The organism is Cupriavidus sp. F041 (assembly GCF_057814235.1).
In genome coordinates this window covers 348309-369307 of record NZ_JBVASY010000003.1, presented here as the reverse complement: position 1 = coordinate 369307, position 20999 = coordinate 348309, and the positions used below count along the sequence as shown (strand labels likewise).

The 20999-nt window shown below is 62.0% G+C and carries 15 protein-coding genes and 1 pseudogene; 15 read left to right on the top strand and 1 reads right to left on the bottom strand.

What is annotated here, in order from left to right:
* The first annotated feature begins 288 nt into the window (after positions 1 to 288).
* From ACZY0R_RS40300 to ltrA, 4 genes are all read left to right on the top strand, one after another.
* The gene (locus tag ACZY0R_RS40300; RefSeq protein WP_488867037.1) at positions 289 to 705 is read left to right on the top strand and encodes a hypothetical protein; all 417 of its coding nucleotides are present in this window, start codon (positions 289 to 291) and stop codon (positions 703 to 705) included.
* Positions 706 to 738: 33 nt separating this feature from the next.
* Positions 739 to 948, top strand: a complete 210-nt coding sequence (locus ACZY0R_RS40295; RefSeq protein WP_488867036.1) for a hypothetical protein — start codon at positions 739 to 741, stop codon at positions 946 to 948.
* A 459-nt stretch (positions 949 to 1407) separates the two neighbouring features.
* Positions 1408 to 2730 (top strand): IS4 family transposase, encoded by a 1323-nt coding sequence (locus tag ACZY0R_RS40290; protein WP_488867328.1) that lies wholly within the window; start codon positions 1408 to 1410, stop codon positions 2728 to 2730.
* Between the two features lie 384 nt (positions 2731 to 3114).
* Positions 3115 to 4398 (top strand): group II intron reverse transcriptase/maturase, encoded by a 1284-nt coding sequence (gene ltrA, locus ACZY0R_RS40285; protein WP_488867034.1) that lies wholly within the window; start codon positions 3115 to 3117, stop codon positions 4396 to 4398.
* A gap of 590 nt (positions 4399 to 4988) precedes the next feature.
* On the opposite strand, the gene acs is transcribed toward ltrA, so the two are convergent.
* Positions 4989 to 7061 (bottom strand): acetate--CoA ligase, encoded by a 2073-nt coding sequence (gene acs / locus ACZY0R_RS40280; RefSeq protein ID WP_488867032.1) that lies wholly within the window; start codon positions 7059 to 7061, stop codon positions 4989 to 4991.
* Positions 7062 to 7369: 308 nt separating this feature from the next.
* Between acs and ACZY0R_RS40275 the strand changes: the two genes are divergently transcribed.
* The 11 genes and pseudogenes from ACZY0R_RS40275 (at position 7370) to ACZY0R_RS40225 (ending at position 20998) form a co-directional block, all read left to right on the top strand.
* Positions 7370 to 7792 (top strand): ACT domain-containing protein, encoded by a 423-nt coding sequence (locus ACZY0R_RS40275; protein WP_488867030.1) that lies wholly within the window; start codon positions 7370 to 7372, stop codon positions 7790 to 7792.
* A gap of 273 nt (positions 7793 to 8065) precedes the next feature.
* Positions 8066 to 8326 (top strand): annotated as a pseudogene (locus ACZY0R_RS40270) (FCD domain-containing protein); the annotation flags it as partial.
* A gap of 546 nt (positions 8327 to 8872) precedes the next feature.
* Positions 8873 to 10105 (top strand): formyl-CoA transferase, encoded by a 1233-nt coding sequence (gene frc / locus ACZY0R_RS40265; RefSeq protein WP_488867028.1) that lies wholly within the window; start codon positions 8873 to 8875, stop codon positions 10103 to 10105.
* Between the two features lie 75 nt (positions 10106 to 10180).
* The gene (locus ACZY0R_RS40260) at positions 10181 to 10963 is read left to right on the top strand and encodes a fumarylacetoacetate hydrolase family protein (protein WP_488867026.1); all 783 of its coding nucleotides are present in this window, start codon (positions 10181 to 10183) and stop codon (positions 10961 to 10963) included.
* 25 nt (positions 10964 to 10988) lie between these two features.
* Complete coding sequence (locus ACZY0R_RS40255) at positions 10989 to 12545, top strand: Re/Si-specific NAD(P)(+) transhydrogenase subunit alpha (protein ID WP_488867024.1); 1557 nt, start codon at positions 10989 to 10991, stop codon at positions 12543 to 12545.
* 10 nt (positions 12546 to 12555) lie between these two features.
* On the top strand, positions 12556 to 13953 hold the full coding sequence (gene pntB, locus ACZY0R_RS40250) for a Re/Si-specific NAD(P)(+) transhydrogenase subunit beta (protein ID WP_488867022.1): 1398 nt from the start codon (positions 12556 to 12558) through the stop codon (positions 13951 to 13953).
* A gap of 294 nt (positions 13954 to 14247) precedes the next feature.
* A complete protein-coding gene (gene oxlT, locus ACZY0R_RS40245) occupies positions 14248 to 15582 on the top strand; it encodes an oxalate/formate MFS antiporter (protein ID WP_488867020.1) in 1335 nt (444 codons plus the stop codon).
* Between the two features lie 547 nt (positions 15583 to 16129).
* On the top strand, positions 16130 to 17863 hold the full coding sequence (oxc, locus tag ACZY0R_RS40240) for an oxalyl-CoA decarboxylase (RefSeq protein ID WP_488867018.1): 1734 nt from the start codon (positions 16130 to 16132) through the stop codon (positions 17861 to 17863).
* 42 nt (positions 17864 to 17905) lie between these two features.
* Positions 17906 to 19156, top strand: coding sequence for a formyl-CoA transferase (gene frc / locus ACZY0R_RS40235; RefSeq protein ID WP_045235347.1), 1251 nt, complete (start codon positions 17906 to 17908; stop codon positions 19154 to 19156).
* A gap of 177 nt (positions 19157 to 19333) precedes the next feature.
* Positions 19334 to 19771, top strand: a complete 438-nt coding sequence (locus tag ACZY0R_RS40230) for a PAS domain-containing protein (RefSeq protein WP_488867015.1) — start codon at positions 19334 to 19336, stop codon at positions 19769 to 19771.
* 1047 nt (positions 19772 to 20818) lie between these two features.
* Positions 20819 to 20998: a hypothetical protein gene (locus ACZY0R_RS40225; RefSeq protein WP_488867014.1), complete on the top strand. Its 180-nt coding sequence runs from the start codon at positions 20819 to 20821 to the stop codon at positions 20996 to 20998.
* Position 20999 lies beyond the last annotated feature (1 nt).

The window sequence follows — 20999 nt, the reverse complement described above, 5'->3', positions numbered from 1 at the left end:
GGTGGAGGGGCGCCGTCAGTACAATCGTTTTTGAGACGGGGGAGGCGGGGATCCCGGCCTTCCCCCCATCGGAACCCCGCGCATGCGGGGTTTTGGCTTTTCAGAGCCGCATCCCGCCGACAACACCGGCACCAACACCGACCCAGCGACAATCCCCACCGTTGACACCCGTGCAGGAGAGCGTGCAAAAGATGGGGAGGCTCCCAGGGAGGGCCGCTCGAGCATCTGGGCGCGGCGCCGGCTTCGTGTGGGGTACGCCGATGGGTATCGCAACGGTGGGAGCAAACCATGCGGTTCATCATCGAAGCAAGGTTGGCCGACGAGGACAGCGACACGGTCAATGACGGTGACGGAGTTCTGGCCGTGGTTGAGCGCCGTGACTGCAGTCTTGCCCAACTGGGCCTGACCCTCGCGGAGGGGCGGTCGCTGCTGGCCAAGGTGCAGGCCGAGCTGGTTTCGAAACAGGTGGAGGGGCGGCTCTCGGGCCAGACCCATTGGTGGCGCTGCGGCGCGGCCTTGAGCCACAAGGACAGTCGCTCGACGGTGCTGCGTACCGTGTACGGCAAAGTGACGGTGAAGAGTCCGCGGCTGTGGTCGTGTGCCTGTCAGCGGACTGCGCGAACGCCGCGGCGTGTGGTGCACCCCTTGTCCAAAGCCATGACCAACCGCGCCACGCCGGAGCTGGAATACCTGCAGGCGAAGTAGGCAGCCCATCTGCCGTACCGGCAGGCCACGGCCATGCTCAAGGAAGTGCTGCCGCTGGACAAGGGTATTTCGTTCAGCGCCACCCGGGGTCGGATTCGCACGCTTGGAAAACAGCTCGACGCTGACATCGAGCGTGACATCGCGAAGCTGCCCCAGGCCGTTGCAGACGCACAGGTTCGCGAATCCAGCCATGTCGCCGCCGTGAGCGTCGACTCGGCGTGGCTGCGGCATTGCAACTCGTGAGGTGGAGTAAAGATGCTCCCTCTAGGCCTTACAAAAAGACGTTGTATAGCGCCAGGATAAGACTGGGAATGGGGGAAGTACCGAAGTATGGGCGGAAACCATTCGCTGGATTCCAGAGGGTTCGACTCCCTCCCGGCAAAGCCTAACCAGCAGCCGCGAAGCGAGCTTTGCATGCGAGTGCGGTAACGCACTACTTGAAGCGTAAGCAGCAGGTACTAAAGCCGTGTGATTGAGCCTCGATATCTTAAGCGCAGGGTGTCTTCATTCTTACAACAATGGGGACTGCACTGTTTGGTCGACTTGGTGAGACCAAACAGACCAGCCGGGGTCTGAGAGCCACCCCTTTCAAGGTGACGAAAATTAGGGCACCCTCCGTGTTCTCGAACAGAAACCGGAGTCAATGTCGTGGTACTGGACGCAGTGGTGGAACGCTTTCTCGAACACAGCCCGATCAGCGTGATGGCGCGCCTGGGGTTGCAACGCGCCCTTGATCCGGCCTGGATCGACGAGTTGTTCGAGCAAGAGCGTGAAACGCAGTACACGCGGGAGTTATTGTTCTCGACGACGGTGGAAATCATGTCGCTGGTCGCCGTGGGGCTGCGCCCGTCGGTGCATGCGGCAGCCAAGGCCAGTCCGGCGCTGCCGGTTTCCATCACCGCGCTGTACGACAAGCTCAGCCGGACCGAGCCGGGGCTGGTTCGTGCCCTGGTGCAAGGCAGTGCGCAGCGGTTGGGGCCGGTCGTGCAACCGATGTTGCGCAAGCAGTCGCCATCGGTGAATGGCTATCGCCTGCGCATCGTGGATGGCAGCCATTTGCCTGCGAGCGAAAAGCGCCTGAAACCATTGCGGGGGTTTCGGGGTGCGGCCTTGCCAGGGCAGTCATTGGTGGTCTATGACCCGGACACGGCGATGATCGTCGATCTGGTGCCCTGTGAAGATGCGCATGCCCAGGAGCGGGCCATCATGGAAACCCTGCTCGCATCGGCCCAGCCGGCCGAACTGTGGATCGCCGATCGCAACTTCAGCACCCGGGCGATTCTTGCCGGGTGGCAGCGTCGCGGCAGCGCCTTCATCGTGCGGGAGCACGGCCGCAATCCGAGCCCCAGCGAGCTGGAGCCGTTACGCGAAATGGGCCGGGTCGAAACCGGCATCGTGTACGAGCAAGCGGTCAGCATCCCAGATGAATCGAACGCGCCGCTGGTGCTGCGGCGCATCGAGCTGCGTCTGGATGGCGCCACCGAGGATGGTGACACCGTCATCCGCCTGCTGACCAATGTCCCGGCCGCCCATCTGACGGCCGAGGCAGTCGCCCGGCTATACCGGCGACGCTGGAGCATAGAGAATCTGTTTCAGCGGCTGGAATCGGTGCTCAATAGTGAGATTCGTTCGTTGAGCCAACCGCGCGCGGCGCTGCTGGCCTTCGGCGTGGCGGCGCTCGCGTATAACGTACTGAGCGTGATTGCGACTGCGGTGAGAATCCGGCATGAGCTGGATACCAGCGACATCGAGCTCTCACCGTATTACCTCGCCAGCGAAATCCGGGCAACTTATGCCGGCATGATGATCGCGGTGCCGCCCGAGGTGTGGCAGGCCTATGACCTCCTCACCCCAGCTCAGCTCGGTCGCGAGTTGATCAGGATGGCGACGCACGTTGATCCCCGCGCGATGCGCAAACATACGCGGGGACCGAAAGCGCCGAAGAAGAAAGGCTATGTGGCCGGATGCATAGCACGGCGGCATGTTTCTACCGCCCGTGTCATCAAGGCTGGACGTGTCGTCTAATCACCTTGAAAGGGGTGGGTCTGAGAGCAGGGCAAAGGTACAGGATGGAATCCCCAGAAACCTGGGCGATCCTGTAGTCGACCAATCCGGGAAGCCGATGGCGCGAGGCTATAAACGGGCCGGGCTCTTGCAGGGGCTTGCACGGCAAGAGAGCGAACATGCAAGAGAGGATTGGGGCGGAGGAGCGAATAAATAAGTGACTCCGTATTCGCTACAGGAAGTCTTAGTGCCTTCGTAGTACCGTTGACGCCGGGGAACGCTGTTCAGGCGGACCCGGTCGAGGAAAGGGAGGCACCATCGTTGTTGTTTACAGAACCGTTCACGGGAAACACGGGAGGTACATTGAAACCGGAAAGCGTGTCAACGAAACAGGAACGGATAGCCATGCTGGCAAGGAACAATCCGGCCATGGCACTCACGTCGCTAAATCAGTACCTCGACTACGAGTGGGTCAAATACGCCTACGACTGCACGCGCAAGGATGGTGCGGTTGGCGTGGATGGCCAGACGGGGGAAGAATACGCTGCCAACCTGGAGCAGAATCTTCTCAGCCTGATCGACCGGCTCAAGTCGGGCAGTTACCGGGCGCCACCGGTTCGTCGGCATTTCATAGAAAAAGCCGATGGAAGCTTGCGTGGACTCGGCATTCCTTCCTTTGAAGATAAGGTAGCTCAACGTGCCGTTGTGATGCTGATGGAGCCGATCTACGAACAGGACTTTATGGACTGTTCGTTCGGGTTCAGATCGGGTCGTAGCGCGCATGGAGCACTGGCAGCGATAAGGGAGGCAATTGTGATGCGGGGTGGGCGATGGGTGCTCGACGTGGACGTACGAAAGTACTTCGACAGCATCGATCGGGCCAAACTGAGAGAGCTTCTAGCCAGAAGGATCACGGATGGGGTGGTGAGGAAACTGGTTGATAAATGGCTAAAGGCGGGAGTGCTGGATCAGGGGCAACTGTCGTATCCCGAAGCCGGTACGCCCCAGGGTGGTGTGATCTCACCAATGCTCAGTAACGTTTATCTGCATTACGTGCTGGACGAATGGTTTGTGGAGGTGGTGCGGCCAAGGCTGCGCGGTCCGGGCAATCTGGTGCGTTTTGCCGATGACTTTGTGATGCTGTTTGCATACAGGGAAGACGCGGAGCGTGTTCTGGAGGTGCTCGGCAGGCGAATGGGGAAGTACGGATTGGAACTTCATCCGGACAAGACGAGAATGGTCGATTTCCGGTTCAAGCCAAAGTCAGTGGGCGATGGGCGGGAAAAGGCATTAGCGACGACGTTCAACTTCCTTGGGTTCGTTCATACATGGGTGAAGTCGCGGTTTGGCAAACCTGTGGTGAGGCAACTGACCGCAAAAGACCGCGTGGCACGCGCCCACAAGGCATTCAATGAGCAGATAAGAGCAATGCGGCATTGGAGGGTACGCGAGCAACACCAGAGGATCTGCCGAATGCTAAATGGGCATTTCGCCTACTTTGGCATCAGTGGTAACTTCCAGCGACTCTCGACCCTGAAATTCAAGGTGGAGCTTCTCTGGCGCAAGTGGTTATCACGAAGGTCGAATGCAAGCTACATCACCTGGAAAGCGTTCAGGGAAATCCTGAACAGGTTTCCACTGCCGAAGGCCAGAATCATTCACCCATATCGCAAGAAGGCAAGTCCGTGAGCGAATCTGGACGATGAAGAACCTAGTGCCTTAATTGGGCTCGCTGGGGTCTGTGAGGGATGCGGGCGGTAACGCCCGTGTCTACTCGGAAATCAGATAGTTAGCGATTTCTGCGTTAGCCTCCGTACTAACATTGCTACGATTTTGCCAGTAGTGATCTTGGTACTATCCGGCGGCGCGACGTAATGTTGGAACTATCGCTGTTCCGTCGCTTAGTACTTAAACAGGGGTTTAAGGCGCCGCGACAGTTCGAAGGGACGCGATGCTGCAATCCCTGCGGCATAGAAGGCGCCCCCCAATTCGGCCACTCCCACTTCGCCCACTGTCACGCAGAAATGGGTACGGCGTCAGCCGTAGGTGCGATGCTCCAAATGGGCTGTGTTGCTTCGGCGGGCTTACCTGCGTCACACCCGCGATGTTCTCAGGGAGCGGTCAGCCGTGCCTTCTGTGCGGCCAGGATACCTGCCACGCAAAGAAGGGCGGGGTGGTCATCGACGTAGTGCTGTCGTGGCAAAGGTGTCTCACTTCCCGTCGGCGCACGCGCGCCTTCTTCTTGACACGGTTTAACCGTCGTTGTGTGCGACCTGCGACTAGCCTGACCGTCCCTGCGCAGCCAGCTCCTTGATCTGCTCAACGACCTCCGGATTTGCGAGAGTGGACACGTCGCCGGGGTCTTGCTGATTTGAGATCGCTGCAAGTACGCGCCGCATGATCTTTCCCGAACGTGTCTTGGGCATATCGGGAACGATAACGACCCTACGCGGCCGCGCGATTGCCCCGATCTGGGAAACCACGGATGCCGAAACCTTGTTCGCGATCTTCGAGGAGGGGGCCAGTCCCGGCTTCAGCGACACGTAGAGGTCGGGCACCTTGCCCTTGAGCTCGTCCGCGACCGGAACCACAGCCGCCTCGGTGACATCGGACACGAGAAGAGCAGCAGACTCGATTTCTTTGGTGCCGAGGCGATGGCCTGCGACGTTGATCACGTCGTCAATGCGGCCGAGGATGCGAAAGTAGCCATCCGCGGCCTGCATCGCGCCATCACCGGCCAGATAAGGCCAGTCCCGCCAGTCCTTGCTCTTGGGGTCCTTGCAATAGCGCGCGTAGTACTGGCTCACGTATCGATCTGGATCCTTCCAGACCGTCTGCAATACGCCTGGCCACGGGTTGCGGATACAAATGTTCCCCGCCTTGCCAGACCCGCCCGGGAGTTCTTTGCCTTCCTCGTCGAAGATCACCGGATGAATGCCCGGAATGCCGGGTCCCGTGCTGCCTGGCTTCATCTTGTGGATCGCCGGCACTGTGCTGCAGAGGAATCCGCCGTTTTCGGTTTGCCACCAGGTATCCACGATGACCGCCTCGCCTTTGCCAACCACCTTGTGATACCACTTCCAGACCTCGGGTTCGATCGGCTCGCCCACGGTAGTCATGTGCTTGAAATGGTGGTTGTGCTTCGTGGGTTCGTCGGGCCCGTTGCGCCGCAGCGCCCGGATCGCCGTAGGCGAAGTATGGAAGATGTTGACGTCAAGGTTCTCCGCGATACGCCATGGCCGGCCGGCGTCCGGATAGGTCGGAACGCCTTCGTACACGACCGTGGAGGCGGCAAGCGCAAGTGGGCCATAGACAATGTAGGAATGGCCCGTGATCCAGCCGATGTCCGCCATGCACCAGTAGACGTCCTCGGGATGAATGTCCTGGATGTACTTCGATGTCCACGTGACATAGGCGAGGTAGCCGCCGGTGGAGTGCTGGCAGCCCTTTGGCCGCCCAGTCGTGCCGCTTGTGTACATCAGGAAGAGCGGTGCCTCTGCCGGCATCTGCACGGCGTCTACGCGCCTGCCACGGTACTTGGCAAGGACATCATTGATGACGACATCACGTCCCTCCACAAGCTTTGTGGGGCTCGAGTACTTGCCCGGGTAGCGCTGCCAGACCAGTACTTTGTCGATCTGGTGGCCGGCACTGGTGGCTTGCGCGACCGCGATGTCAGCCTTTTCCTTGTGGTCGAGCAACTCGCCGGCGCGGTGGTAGACATCCATGGTGATCAGCAGGCGGCTCTCGGAATCGACGATGCGGTCCGCGCAAGCCTTTCCACTGAATCCGCTGAAGACCTGCGAGTGAATCACGCCGAGTCGCGCACAGGCAAGCATGGTGATAGGCAACTCAGGCACCATCGGCATATGCAGGGTCACTCGGTCGCCCGCATTCAGCCCAAAGGATTCGCGCAAGAGCGCTGCCAGTTCGTTTACGCGTACGAAGAGGTCTTGATAGGTAAGGTGCTGTACTGTTTCACTCTCGGGCTCGGGAACGAAGTGGATAGCTGTCTTGTTCTTGTGGCTGGCGATGTGACGATCCACGCAGTTATAACAGGCGTTGATCCTGCCTCCGACAAACCAGCGCCAGAACGGCGGATTGCTGGCGTCCAGGGTTGTCTCCCAGTACTTGTACCAGTCGAGCAGGTCCGCGAACTCTTTGAAGCACTCTGGAAAATGTTCGAGGGAAAAGCGCTCGAAGATGCGCGCGTCGGTCAGATTGGCCTGGGCGATGAACTGGCTGGACGGCGAGAAATAGTCCTCCTCGGGCCAATGGACCGCAATTTGTGCCTCGGAAATATCAGCTGTCTGCTGCTCCGTGGCATGGCGCGGCGACTTGTCTTCTGACATGACCATTCCCCTTTCAGCTTTCATAGACGCCGATGGAGGCAACCTTGGAGCCACCTGCCACGTCCGGAAGCGCCGCAGTGCCGCGATTCCGGCCCTGTCGGCACGTAAGCGTGACATCTGAAACTACTATGTAAATATTAAGTGCAGGGGTGCCGAGTTGCCAGGCCAACGGAACTAACCTGCTCGGGGCAAAGTGGCCTTTTTTTTTCCATTAGGATTTACCGGGCAAGGCGCCAGCGCGTCGGACTTTGCTTGCAGCAACCCGTGAGCTAGATTTTGATTGGTGCAATGGAGACTAGGAGATGGCGATGGATCTTCTCGTGGAACGCGTGGATGTGTGGGCAGCACCCATACCAGACAGACCCGGCGGCCTCGCGGAAGTGCTGGCGACATTGCGCGACGCGGGCGCGGATCTGCAGTTCATCATCGCCCGCCGTACCGCAGTTGATCCCGGCAAGGGTGTAGTGTTCGTTACGCCGCTACAGGGTGACAGGGAAGTTCGCGCGGCTGCACAAGTCGGGTTCAATGTTACTCACAGCCTTCACACCCTTCGGGTCATCGGCCCGGACCGACCCGGCATCGCGGCGGAGTTGACTCAGCGGCTTGCTGCCAGCGGGGTCAATCTGCGCGGCTTCTCGGCCTCCGTGCTTGGAACACAGTTTGTCGTGTTCGTGGGACTGGACTCACTGGAGGACACCAATAAGGCTGAAGAGATCCTGACGAAGGCTTGAAGGGCCCGGTCGGCTGTGCTTGGGGAGACCTCGCCAGTGTGGTATCGACGCGCCCGTCGCAGGCTTTCCCCAAGACATTTCGTCGAGCTTCCAGCCGGACGCTCCATCGGACGTGCGAGCCGCCGCGTTGTGTCGACCGCGAACGATGGCTCGGTGCGGCAGGCAATGATGCATGGGGCCGATGGAGTGGCAAATAAACGCAATTAATCACCTGCGCCTCTGCCAACATGACCGTCCCTTGTTGGACATCGATCCCTACGAGGGCATCCCGCTATCGTGTTCCACCAGGCGATCGTGCAGTTGTCGAAGTCGCAGATCATCATGGATACGATCCGCAACATCTTCATCCATGTGCGGGCGATCCGGAAGATGACGATTTCACAGAGCGACCGAGCGGCGCGCTCGATCGTCGATCACCTGCGCATCATCGAGGCGTTGGAGAAGCGCGACACCGAACTGGCCGAGCGGCCGGTGCGGCAGCACTCGTTGGACCTGGCCGACTACGTAGAGAAGCACTGCGATTTTCTCGATTGAACTGCCGTAAGAGGGCAGTCGCTACCGATCAGAACGGCGGACTTGATCCGCCGTTTGCTTTTGGTCTTAGCTTGGTGCCTTGTATTTTGGTATGTGATATATCAATGCAACTGGCGCAATATCATCCGGCAATTCACTTCTTTCTCCACTTTGATGCTTCCTTGCTTCCGTTAGCCTAGGTCGCACAAAGCCTAGCGCCCGGACGGTGTCCTGACTACCACTGTTGGTATTGCTGCGTTGCAGCGACGAAAGTTCGAGGCAGAGTAGGAAAATAGCTTGCCGTTACCTGATATATCACATACCGTATGTCATCAAGCCCGGTCGAACGGACCGGCAGAGGTTGAAGCAAGGGGACAGCCCCCACGCACCACGAACACGAGTCCAGCGAGGAGACCAAGCATGTCCGAAGTCGTAGCGAAGCGGGCCGAAAGCACCACCGCGGAAGACACCAATATCTGGGTGGACCCGGCCGAGTACGCATCGGGGACCAAGAACCAGACCATGTACAAGTAAGCGGACGCCATCAAGAGAAGAGGAGACATCGCCATGGAAAGAAAAGCATTGGAAGGCATCCGTGTGCTGGACATGACGCACGTCCAGGCAGGCCCTTCGGCCACGCAGCTGATGGCATGGATGGGCGCCGACGTGATCAAGGTGGAGATGCCGGGCCGTGGTGACATCACCCGCAGCCAGCTGCGCGACGTGCCCAACGCCGACAGCCTGTACTTCACCATGCTCAACAGCAACAAGCGCAGCCTGACGCTGAACATGAAGACGCCCGAAGGCAAGGCGCTGCTCGAAGACCTGGTTCAGCGCAGCGATGTGCTGATCGAAAACTTCGGCCCCGGCGTGCTGGCGCGTGCCGGCTTTGACTGGGACCACCTGCAGGACCTGAACCCGCGCCTGATCTATGCATCGATCAAGGGCTTCGGCCCCGGTCCGTACCAAGACTGCAAGGCGTATGAAAACGTGGCGCAGTGCATGGGCGGCTCTGCCTCCACCACCGGCGACGCCGCTGGCGTGCCGACTGTTACCGGCGCCCAGATCGGCGATTCGGGTACCGGCGTGCACTGCGTGGTCGGCATCCTGGCCGCGCTGCTGCAGCGCGAGCATTCGGGCCGCGGCCAGCGCGTGGAAGTCGCCATGCAGGATGCGGTGCTGAACCTGTGCCGCGTGAAGCTGCGCGACCAGCAACGGCTCGATGCCGGCCCGCTGCGCGAGTATCCCAACGAGCAGTTCGACGATCACGTGCCGCGCGCCGGCAACGCGTCGGGCGGCGGCCAGCCCGGCGCCGCGCTGCGCTGCTCGCCGGGTGGTCCCAACGACTACGTCTACGTCATCGTCCAGCCGCAGGGCTGGGAGCCGCTGATGCGCCTGTGCGGACGGGAGGACCTGGTCACCGATCCGGAGTTCGCCTCGCCGGAAGTACGCCTGAAGAAGCTGGGGGAGTGCTTCGGCATCATCGAGCAATGGACCCTGGGCCGGACCAAGTTCGAAGTGATGAACGCGCTCAACGAGGTGGACGTGCCGTGCGGCCCGATCCTGTCGATGAAGGACCTGATCGAGGACCAGTCGATGTACGAGCGCGGCTACCTCGTGGAGCTGGAGCACCCGACGCGCGGCAAGTACGTGCAGCTGGGCTCCCCCATAGCGCTGTCCGACTCCCCGGTGAAGGTGGAGCGCGCCCCGCTGCTGGGCGAGCACACCGAGGAAATCCTGGAGTGGCTCGGCCGCACGCCGGCCCAGATCGCCGCGATGAAGCTGGCCGGCGCCGTCTGAGCGCCCGCTGTCCTTCCCCTGTCTCTCATACTGAGCGGGCACGCCTGGCGCGTGCCCGCCGGAGGAGTTCGTGCTGTGCAATCCTGGATTCGTTTCCGCCGTGCCGACGGCAGCGTCGGCCATGGCCGCACGGAAGGTCCCGGCAGTGACCGCGTTGTCGAATACGACGGCCCGGGCTATGGCGATGCCCGCCCCACCGGCGCCATCCACAAGCTAGGCGAGCTGCACCTGCTCGCCCCGTGCGAGCCCGGCAAGGTCGTGGCGCTGTGGAACAACTTCCACGCGCTGGCGCGCAAGCTGGAAAAGCCGGTGCCGACCCATCCGCTGTTCCTGATCAAGCCGGCCACTTCGCTGGCAGGCCCCGGCGACGCCGTGGAGCGCCCGCGCAGCTATGACGGCAAGATCGTCTACGAGGGCGAGCTCGGCATCGTGATCGGCAAGAAGACGCGCAACGTGTCGGTGGCCGAGGCGGCGTCGCACATCTTCGGCTACACGATCGTCAATGACGTGACCGCCGCCGAGCTGATCGCGGCGGACCCCAATTTCCCACAGTGGACACGTGCCAAGGGCTTCGACACCTTCGGTTGCATCGGCCCGGCCATCGTGCCCGGCTTCAACTGGTGCGCCGCCAGCGTGACGACGAGGCTGGACGGCGTGGAGCGGCAGAACTATCCGCTCTCGGACATGATCTTCACTCCGGAGGAACAGGTGAGCCGCATCTCGCAGGACCTGACGCTGATGCCGGGCGATGTGATCGCCGTCGGCACGTCGCTGGGCGTGGGCTCGATGAAGGATGGCGCGGTGGTGGAGGTGAACATCGAAGGCATCGGCTCGCTGGTGAACCACGTGCGCGGGTAATCGCCCAACAATCTGAGGGAAAGCCATGCCAATGACAATTGGTGTACCCCGGGAGGTACATCCCGGGGAGCGGCGCGTTGCCGCGACGCCCGATTCGGTCAGGGAACTGATCAAGCTCGGTTATGAGGTGGCGGTGGAATCCGGCGCCGGCCAGCAGGCCTCGTTCTCGGACGAGGCGTATCGGGCCGCCGGGGCAGCCATCGTGGATGCCGCCAGCCTGTGGGCATCGGTCGACGTAGTCATCAAGGTGTGCCCGCCACAGGTGCATCCGAGCCTGGGCGTGGAAGAGGCGGCGCTGCTCAAGAAGCATGCCGCGCTGATCAGTTTTGTCTGGCCCGCGCAGCAGATGACGCTGCTGGAACGGCTGTCGCAGCGCGGTGCCACGGTGCTGGCCATGGATTGCGTGCCGCGCATTTCGCGCGCGCAGAAGCTCGATGCGCTCAGCTCGATGGCCAATATGGCGGGTTACCGCGCGGTGATCGAAGCCGCGCACGCATTTGGTCGTCCATTCGCCGGGCAGATCACGGCGGCGGGCAAGATCCCGCCTGCGCGCGTGCTGGTGATCGGTGCCGGCGTGGCGGGCCTCGCGGCCATCGGCGCGGCGCGCAGCCTGGGCGCGGTGGTGCGCGCCTTCGATACGCGGCCCGTGGTGCGCCAGCAGATCGAAAGCCTTGGTGCTGAATTCCTCACGGTGGAAATCGAGGAAGACGGCAACGGCGGCGGCGGCTATGCGAAGGAGATGAGCCCGGCATTCATCGAGGCCGAGATGAAGCTCTTCGCCGAGCAGGCGCGCGAGGTGGACATCATCATCACCACCGCGCTGATCCCCGGCAAGCCTGCACCACGCCTGCTGGAAGCAGATACGGTGGCGCTGATGCATCCGGGCAGCGTGGTAGTAGATCTCGCTGCGGAGCAGGGAGGCAACTGCGTGCTGACCGTGCCCGGTGAATCGGTGACGCACCAGGGGGTAACGGTGGTTGGCTACACCGACCTGCCCAGCCGCATGGCGGCACAGTCGAGCCAGCTCTACGCCACCAATATCCGGCACCTGCTGACGGAGCTGACGCCCGGCAAGGACGGCCAGCTCGTGGTCGACATGGATGACGAAATGATCCGTGGCGCCACGGTGCTGCACCAGGGCGACGTGACTTGGCCGCCGCCGCCGCTCAAGACGTTGCCGCCGCCTGCGCCCGCGGCGGAGGTGCCCGCACCGGCCGAACCCGCCGAGCCGCCCAGCCGCACCGGCACGACGCTGATCGCGCTGGTCATTGGCGCGATTGCGCTGCTCGGACTTGGCGCCGTGGCACCACCGGCTTTCATGGCGCACTTCACGGTATTCGTGCTGGCCATCTTCGTCGGCTACCAGGTCGTGTGGAACGTGACCGCCGCACTGCACACGCCGCTGATGAGTGTGACCAACGCGATCAGCGGAATCATCGTGGTCGGCGCGCTCGTGCAGCTCGGCAAGCTGTCGCTGGTCACCGCCATCATCGCTGGCGCGGCGGTGCTGATTGCCACCATCAACATCGCGGGCGGCTTCCTGGTGACGCAGCGCATGCTGAAGATGTTCCAGCGCGACTGAGGAGACAGACATGCCTTCGGGAATCAGCAATATTGCTTACCTGGGCGCCAGCGCGCTCTTCATCCTCAGCCTGAGCGGGCTGAGCCATCCGGCTACGGCGAAGCGCGGCAACCTGCTGGGCATCGCCGGCATGGCGATCGCCGTGCTGACCACGATACTGGCCGGCAGCCCAGACGGGGTGCCCATCATCATCGGCGCGATGGTGCTCGGCGCGGGGGCCGGCGCGCTGCTGGCGCGGCGTGTCGAGATGACGCAGATGCCGGAACTGGTGGCAGTGCTGCACAGCTTCGTCGGCCTGGCCGCGGTGCTGGTGGGCTATGCCAGTTACCTCGATTCGCCCGCGCTCGCCGGCGCGGAAAAGGCGATCCATGAGGTGGAGACCTACCTCGGCATCCTCATCGGTGCGGTGACGTTCACGGGTTCCGTGATTGCTTTCCTCAAGCTGCGCGGCACACTCGGCGGCAAGCCGACACTGCTGCCGGGGCGCCACCTGCTCAATGCGCTGGCGCTCGTGGTATGCGTGGTGCTGGGCTACCAGCTTCTCAACGCGCCATCGGTGCAGGACGGGCTGGTGCCGCTGGGCGTGATGACGGTGATCGCACTGCTGGTGGGCGCGCACCTGGTCGCGGCCATCGGCGGCGCCGACATGCCGGTGGTGGTGTCGATGCTGAACAGCTATTCGGGTTGGGCCGCGGCGGCGACGGGCTTCATGCTCGGCAACGACCTGCTCATCATCACGGGTGCGCTCGTGGGCTCGAGCGGCGCCATCCTCAGCTACATCATGTGCAAGGCCATGAACCGCAAGTTCCTGTCGGTGATCCTGGGCGGCTTCGGTGCCACGCAGGCCAAGGGCGCGGCGACGGAGCAGGGCGAAGTACTCCCGGTGTCGAGTGAGGAAGTGAGCGCGCTGCTGAAGGACGCGAACGAGGTGATCATCGTGCCCGGCTACGGCATGGCGGTGGCGCAGGCACAGGGCACCATCAGCGAGATCGCGCGTCGGCTGAAGGCACAGGGCGTCAACGTGCGCTTTGGCATCCATCCGGTGGCCGGCCGTCTTCCCGGGCATATGAACGTGCTCCTGGCCGAGGCGCGCGTGCCGTATGACATCGTGCTCGAGATGGAGGAGATCAACGACGACTTCGAGCACGCCGATGTCGTCCTGGTGGTCGGCGCCAACGATATCGTTAACCCGGGGGCGCTCGAAGACCCCGCCAGCCCCATCGCCGGCATGCCGGTACTCGAAGTCTGGAAGGCGCGCACCGTGGTGGTCTCCAAGCGCAGCATGGCCGCCGGCTATGCGGGCGTCGACAACCCCTTATTTTACAAGGAGAACACGCGGATGTGGTTCGGCGATGCCAAGGGCAGCGTAGATGCCTTGCTGCGCCAGTTGGAGGAGATTCCTGCCTGAGTACCGCCCCAACCCGCCGCAATCAATACCGATGACTCCGATGACCTATGTATCAATTTGCAGTCATGCGGCGGCTGGGCCTCAAATTGATGCGGAATCCGCAATATATAAATGATCGTAAATAGATACGATAAAAAAGTTTAAGCCTGACCGAATTAAGCATCGGGTAGCATCAATCCCCGGAGTTACGTGCCGCAATGTCAGGCGCCGATCTAGTTGTGAAGAAGGGTTCCGAAACATAGAGACCCGAGCCGTCCCGACGAGGACGCATGAAAAAGCACTAGGAGACAGTAGATGGCGCATCAAGAAGCGGTAGCCTCGACCGGTGACGGACGTGGGCTGCAGAATCGTTGGTTCCAACTGGCCGTAGGCGTGGTTTGCATGGGACTGGTGGCGAACCTGCAATATGGCTGGACCCTCTTTGTGTCCCCGATGGACGCCAAGCATCACTGGGGCGCGTCCGCGATCCAGGTGGCGTTTTCGATATTCATCGTGACTGAAACGTGGCTGGTCCCGCTGGAGGGCTGGCTGGTGGACAAGTTCGGCCCGCGGCCGGTGGTGGCGGGCGGCGCGATCTGCGCGGGTCTGGCGTGGGTGATGAATGCGTATGCGACGACGTTGCCGGAGCTGTACGCGGCGGCGGTGATCGCGGGCATTGGCGCCGGCGGCGTGTATGGCACGTGCGTCGGTAATGCGCTGAAGTGGTTCCCGGACAAGCGGGGTCTCGCGGCGGGTCTGACGGCGGCGGGTTTCGGCGCTGGCTCGGCGATCACGGTGATCCCGATCGCGAACATGATCCACAGCGCCGGGTATGAAAAAGCCTTCCTGACGTTCGGGATCCTGCAGGGCGTGGCGATCTTCGTACTGGCGCTGCTGCTGGTGAAGCCGCGCGCGCCGAAGGGCGCGGTGGCGGCGAAGGCGGTGCTGACGAGCCCGGTGGAGTTCACGCCAGGTCAGATGGTGAAGACGCCGGTGTTCTGGCTGATCTATGTGTGCTTTGTGGCGGTGGCGGCGGGCGGGATCATGGCGACGGCACAGCTTGGCCCGATCGCGAAGGATTACGGCTTTGCGTCGATGCCGGTGACGATGCTGGGCATGACGCTGCCGTTGCTGACGATGACGCTGTCGATCGACAACGTGTGCAACGGTTTTACACGGCCGCTGTGCGGGTTCCTGTCGGACCGGTTTGGTCGCGAGAACACGATGTTCGTGATCTTCATCGGCGAGGGGCTGGCACTGCTGGGGCTGATGCAGTTTGGTCAGAATCCCTATGCATTCATGTTCTTTGCGGCGCTGACATTCCTGTTCTGGGGCGAGATCTTCTCGATCTTCCCGGCGTTGTGCGCGGACACGTTTGGCAGCAAGTTTGCGGCGGCGAATGCGGGCACCTTGTACACAGCGAAAGGGACGGCGGCGATCCTGGTGCCGCTTGCATCGGTGCTGTCGGCGCAAGGGGGCTGGGATGCGGTGTTCACGGTGGCGGCGGTGGTAACGATCGCGGCGGGGGTGTCGGCCAAGCTGGTACTGGCGCCGATGCGCAAACGGTTCATCACGGGCCATTCGGAGGCGCCCATGCCGGTGTCAGACTTGGGCTTCCTTGCGAGCGCATCGGCCAGGCGCGGTGATTAGGCCGGGCATCACTGTATCTGTAGTGATGTATTGAGTTTTTGGCGGCCAGGCGCAGGTGCAGGTGCCTGGCGCAGGGAAGCTCGAGAAGGTGAGGACCTCGGCAAGGCATTTTGGAGGGCCTCAAAGTGTCTGAAAGCGTGGTATGTAATATATATAAAGATGAATATCCGCAGCGCAATTTCCTGGCGGATTGATCTCCTTAACCTGTGAAAAAGGGGAATGATCTGCACAGATTAAGGAGTTGCGCTGATTTAGGCTCAGATCGAAGCTAATTTGCTGCGGTGCACTGACGAAAGTTCGTCAAGAAGCCGGAAAATAGCTTGCCGTTACCTGATATATTACATACCGTATGTTATCAAGACCGGTCGAACGGGACCGGCAGAGAGTTGAAGCAAGGGGGCCGTCCCCGCGCACCCCGAACACGAGTCCAACGAGGAGACCAAGCATGTCCGAAGTCGTAGCCAAGCGGCCCGAGAGCACCATCGCGGAAGACACCCTGAAATAGAAGAATTCCAACCACAGTCAATTTGTATAGAAGGAAGCAACCATGGCAGAAGTCGGAAACGAGCTGCAGCGTCACGCCGCGGAAGAACATCAGGCACAAACCGATGGTTTTCATCTGGTCATCGACGCGCTGAAGCTGAACGGCATCGAAAACATCTATGGCCTGCCCGGGATTCCGGTCACCGATCTGGCTCGTCTGGCGCAGGCCAACGGCATGCGCGTCATCAGCTTCCGTCACGAGCAGAACGCGGGCAACGCAGCAGCGATTGCCGGATTTCTCACGCAAAAGCCGGGCGTTTGCCTGACCGTGTCTGCGCCCGGCTTCCTGAACGGGCTGACGGCGCTGGCGCATGCGACCACCAACTGCTTTCCAATGATCCTGATCAGCGGCTCGAGCGAGCGCGAGATCGTCGATTTGCAGCAGGGTGACTACGAAGAGATGGACCAGCTGGCCATCGCCCGTCCGCACGCCAAGGCTGCCTTCCGCGTGCTGCACGCTGAAGACATTGGTGTCGGTATCGCGCGTGCCATTCGAGCCGCCGTGTCGGGCCGTCCGGGCGGTGTGTACCTAGACCTGCCGGCCAAGCTGCTGGGCCAGTCGATGGAAGCCGAGAAGGGCCGCAAGTCGCTGATCAAGGTGGTGGATCCGGCCCCGCGCCAACTGCCTGCACCGGACTCGGTCGACCGTGCCGTCGCGCTGCTGAAGAACGCCAAGCGCCCGCTGATCCTGCTGGGCAAGGGTGCCGCGTACGCACGCGCCGAAGCGGATATCCGCACGCTGGTCGAGAAGACGGGCATTCCGTACCTGCCGATGTCGATGGCCAAGGGCCTGCTGCCCGATACGCACCCGCAATCGGCCTCGGCCGCACGCTCGTATGTGCTGGCTGAAGCTGACGTGGTGTTGCTGGTCGGCGCCCGCCTGAACTGGCTGCTGTCGCACGGCAAGGGCAAGACCTGGGGCAAGCCAAAGCAATTCATCCAGATCGACATCGCGCCGACCGAGATGGACAGCAACGTCGCCATCGCCGCGCCGGTAGTGGGTGACATTGGTTCGTGCGTGTCGGCGATCCTTGACAAGGTCGGCAACGACTTTGCCAAGCCGGGCGCCGAGTGGCTGAACGCGGTGGACGAACGCAAGGACAAGAACCTGGCGAAGATGGCCGAGACCCTGGCCAAGGATGCGTCGCCGATGAACTTCCACAGCGCGCTGCGCGTGCTGAAGGAGGTCGTCAAGGCCAATCCGAGCATCTCGTTTGTCAACGAAGGCGCCAACACGCTGGACTACGCCCGTGCCGTGATTGACATGTACGAGCCGCGCAAGCGCCTGGACGTGGGCACCTGGGGCGTGATGGGCGTGGGCATGGGCTACGCGGTCGCCGCGGCGGTCGAGACCAACAAGCCGGTGCTGGCGCTGAGCGGTGACAGTGCGTTCGGTTTCTCGGGCATGGAAGTCGAGACGATCTGCCGTTACAACCTGCCGGTCTGCATCGTCATTTTCAACAACAACGGCGTCTACAAGGGTATCGACGTGAATCCGACCGGCGGCAAGGATCCGGCGGTCACGACGTTCGTCCCGGGCGCGCGCTACGACAAGATGATGGAAGCGTTCGGTGGCGTCGGTCACAACGTCACCACGCCGGCGGAACTCGAAGCTGCGGTGAACGAAGCCCTGCGGACGGGCAAGCCCACGCTGGTCAACGCCGTCATCGACCCGGCTGCTGGCACCGAAAGCGGTCGTCTGACCAATCTGAATCCGCAAAGCTCGGCCACGAAGTAATTCACCCGAATTTCACCCCTCTAATCCAATAGGAGAGCGAAAGTGAACCTCCCACTCAACGGCATCAGGATCATCGACTTCACGCACGTCCAGGCCGGTCCGGCCTGCACGCAGCTTCTCGCGTGGTTCGGCGCAGACGTCATCAAGGTGGAGCGCCCCGGCTCCGGCGATGTCACGCGCACGCAGCTGCGCGACATTCCGGATGTCGACGCGCTGTACTTCACCATGCTCAACAGCAACAAACGTTCGCTCACGCTGGATACCAAGAAGCCGGACGGCAAGAAGATCCTGGAGCAGCTGATCCGCGAGTCGGATGTGCTCGTCGAGAACTTCGGCCCGGGTGCGCTGGACCGCATGGGCTTCTCGTGGGAACGCATCAACGAACTGAACCCGAAGATGATTGTCGCCTCGGTCAAGGGCTTCAGCGACGGCCACCACTATGAAGACCTGAAGGTGTATGAAAACGTGGCGCAATGCGCGGGCGGCGCGGCGTCGACCACGGGCTTCTGGGATGGTCCTCCTACGGTTTCGGCCGCGGCACTCGGCGATTCCAACACCGGCATGCACCTTGCCATCGGCATCCTGACCGCGCTGATCGGCCGCGACAAGACCGGCAAGGGCCAGAAGGTGGCCGTGTCGATGCAGGACGCCGTGCTGAACCTGTGCCGCGTGAAGCTGCGCGACCAGCAGCGCCTGGATCGCCTGGGCTTCCTGGAAGAGTATCCGCAGTATCCGCATGGCGAGTTCAGCGACGTGGTGCCCCGCGGCGGCAATGCGGGCGGCGGCGGCCAGCCGGGCTGGGTGCTGAAGTGCAAGGGCTGGGAGACCGATCCGAACGCCTATATCTACTTCACCATCCAGGGCCATGCCTGGGAGCCGATCTGCAAGGCGCTGGGCAAGCCGGAATGGATCAGCGACCCCAACTACAGCACGGCCAAGGCACGCCAGCCGCATATCTTCGACATCTTCAAGACCATCGAAGACTGGCTGGCCGACAAGACCAAGTACGAAGCGGTGGATATCCTGCGCAAGTTCGACATCCCGTGCTCGCCGGTCCTGTCGATGAAGGAAATCGCCGCCGATCCGTCGCTGCGCGCCAGCGGGTCGATCACCGAAGTGCCGCACAAGGAGCGCGGTACGTACCTGACCGTGGGCAGCCCGATCAAGTTCTCGGACCTCAAGCCGGAAATCACGGGTTCGCCGCTGCTGGGCGAGCACAGCGACGAAGTGCTGGCAGGCCTGGGCTACGGTCCGGAAGATATCAAGCGCCTGCGTGAGAGCGAGGTGATCTGAGCCAGTTCGCCGGTGCCTGAACACGATTGAAGGGCACGAAACGGAACGGAACGCCGGAGCGCCGCGCAAGCGGTCCCCGGCGTTTTTACTGAAGCGGGCGGCTGTGCCAAACTGTACGGCGGCACGTTGCCGCGAACTAGACACGCTGCCGCAATGTCCGGCAAAGAGGGGATCCCCATGCAAGCCAGCATCGACTACGAGCAACTGGTGTCCGCCATTGGCGACGCCGTCATCATCTCCGACGCCAATGGCGCCATCACGCTCTGGAACCCGGCGGCCGAGCGCATGTTCGGCTATACGCAGGCCGAGGCGATGGGCAAGTCGCTGGACCTGATTATCCCGGAGCGCCTGCGCGGCCGGCACTGGGAGGGCTACGACAAGACCATGGCCACCGGCATCACGCGTTATGGGAATGACTTGCTGAAGGTGCCAGCGGCGGACAAGGACGGCAAGGCGATGTCGATTGCCTTCACTGTGGCGCTGTTGCGCGGGCCCGACGGGCAGATCTCGGGAATCGTCGCCACCATTCGCGATGAGACAGTGCGCTTCCAGGAGGAGAGAGCCTTGCGCAAGAGGATCGCCGATCTCGAGGCTCAGGTGAATACCGCGGCGTAGGAGCGCAATGGCCGGTGTGCCTGCCGGCGGCTTCTGTCATCTGGAAGGGCGCTCGAGGCGTCCTTCCAGGCGCATCCCGGGCAATTTGTATCCAAATCTGTCTGGCCTCCGGCTGGCGTGCCTGCCACGGAGTGTCGCTCAGCCCCGCCTAAGTGCTCTAGGCGTGGATCCGGCCATCGTGGACCTGGTGGCAAAATCGCACCATTGGTTCGACGGGAGGACGACCTACTGCGGCGGTTCGCCGAAAGCGGGCTGGATACCGAGGCCGAACTTACCCAGCGCTGATCGCCACGGGCAAGCGCACCCGACGCCAGGATGTCACCGCACCCAGTGTCACGCTAGTCCCCGCGCTGTTGTCAGGCACGGACCCGCATTGCGACCCTGCCCACGCGCCTTGTAGAACAGATGGCCCAGCGCTTTGGCCTGCGGCGAGTCGCAGGCTTGATCGCTCCCGGTATTCTCCGAGCACCTGCAGTGGCAGAAATATCAGGAGAGCGACCCGGCCATTAGTTGGCTGCGGAAGTTGTTGCTCGAGACTGCCCGGGAAATGAGTGCTGTGGAATCGGAACCTGCTACCAAGAAGCGGGGGAGCAAGAAGCCACCGAGGCAACCTGAGCGATCTTAAGTTGGGTGTTTCGCGAGCGGTTTTCGATGTCGCCGCGGGCGTGGCGTGAAACGGGGCGCGCGGGGGCGTCAACCTGACACTCCCGTAGAACGAAGCAATTCTGTCACTCCGGAATCTGCCTGGAACCCGCGCCGTACATAGAGGTCCGGCCGGTGAATTGACAATATTGCTTGCACTCCCCGCGAAGCAAAGTCGTCAATTCGCATAAGTCCGGATTAATTTCGTCAATTGGCATCCTAGACTTCGAATCCCGGTAACTTCTCAATAAGCCGGGGCAAGGCCAGGTGGTGAGGCGTGGCTCGGTAACTGGAATGTCGGCGTGGAAATATCGGCGCGAGCTTGCCGCAAGCCGCAACGCGTTCCACTTGTAAACGCTGGGTGGGGATGTTAACTTTCGCCGTCGCCATTCACGCTGCCCGATCATGACCACTTGCCAAAAATTCACGCCGCCGGACGTCGCGCGAGAAGGATTGACGCCAAAAGAACTTGAGGTGTTGGCATGGGTTGAGGGATTGGTCGACATGGCCAATGGCTTGCAGCAGGAGACGGAGCAACTGGAACAGGAACTCGCCGAGCTGAGAAGAGCGGAAAAGCGCGCGTAGC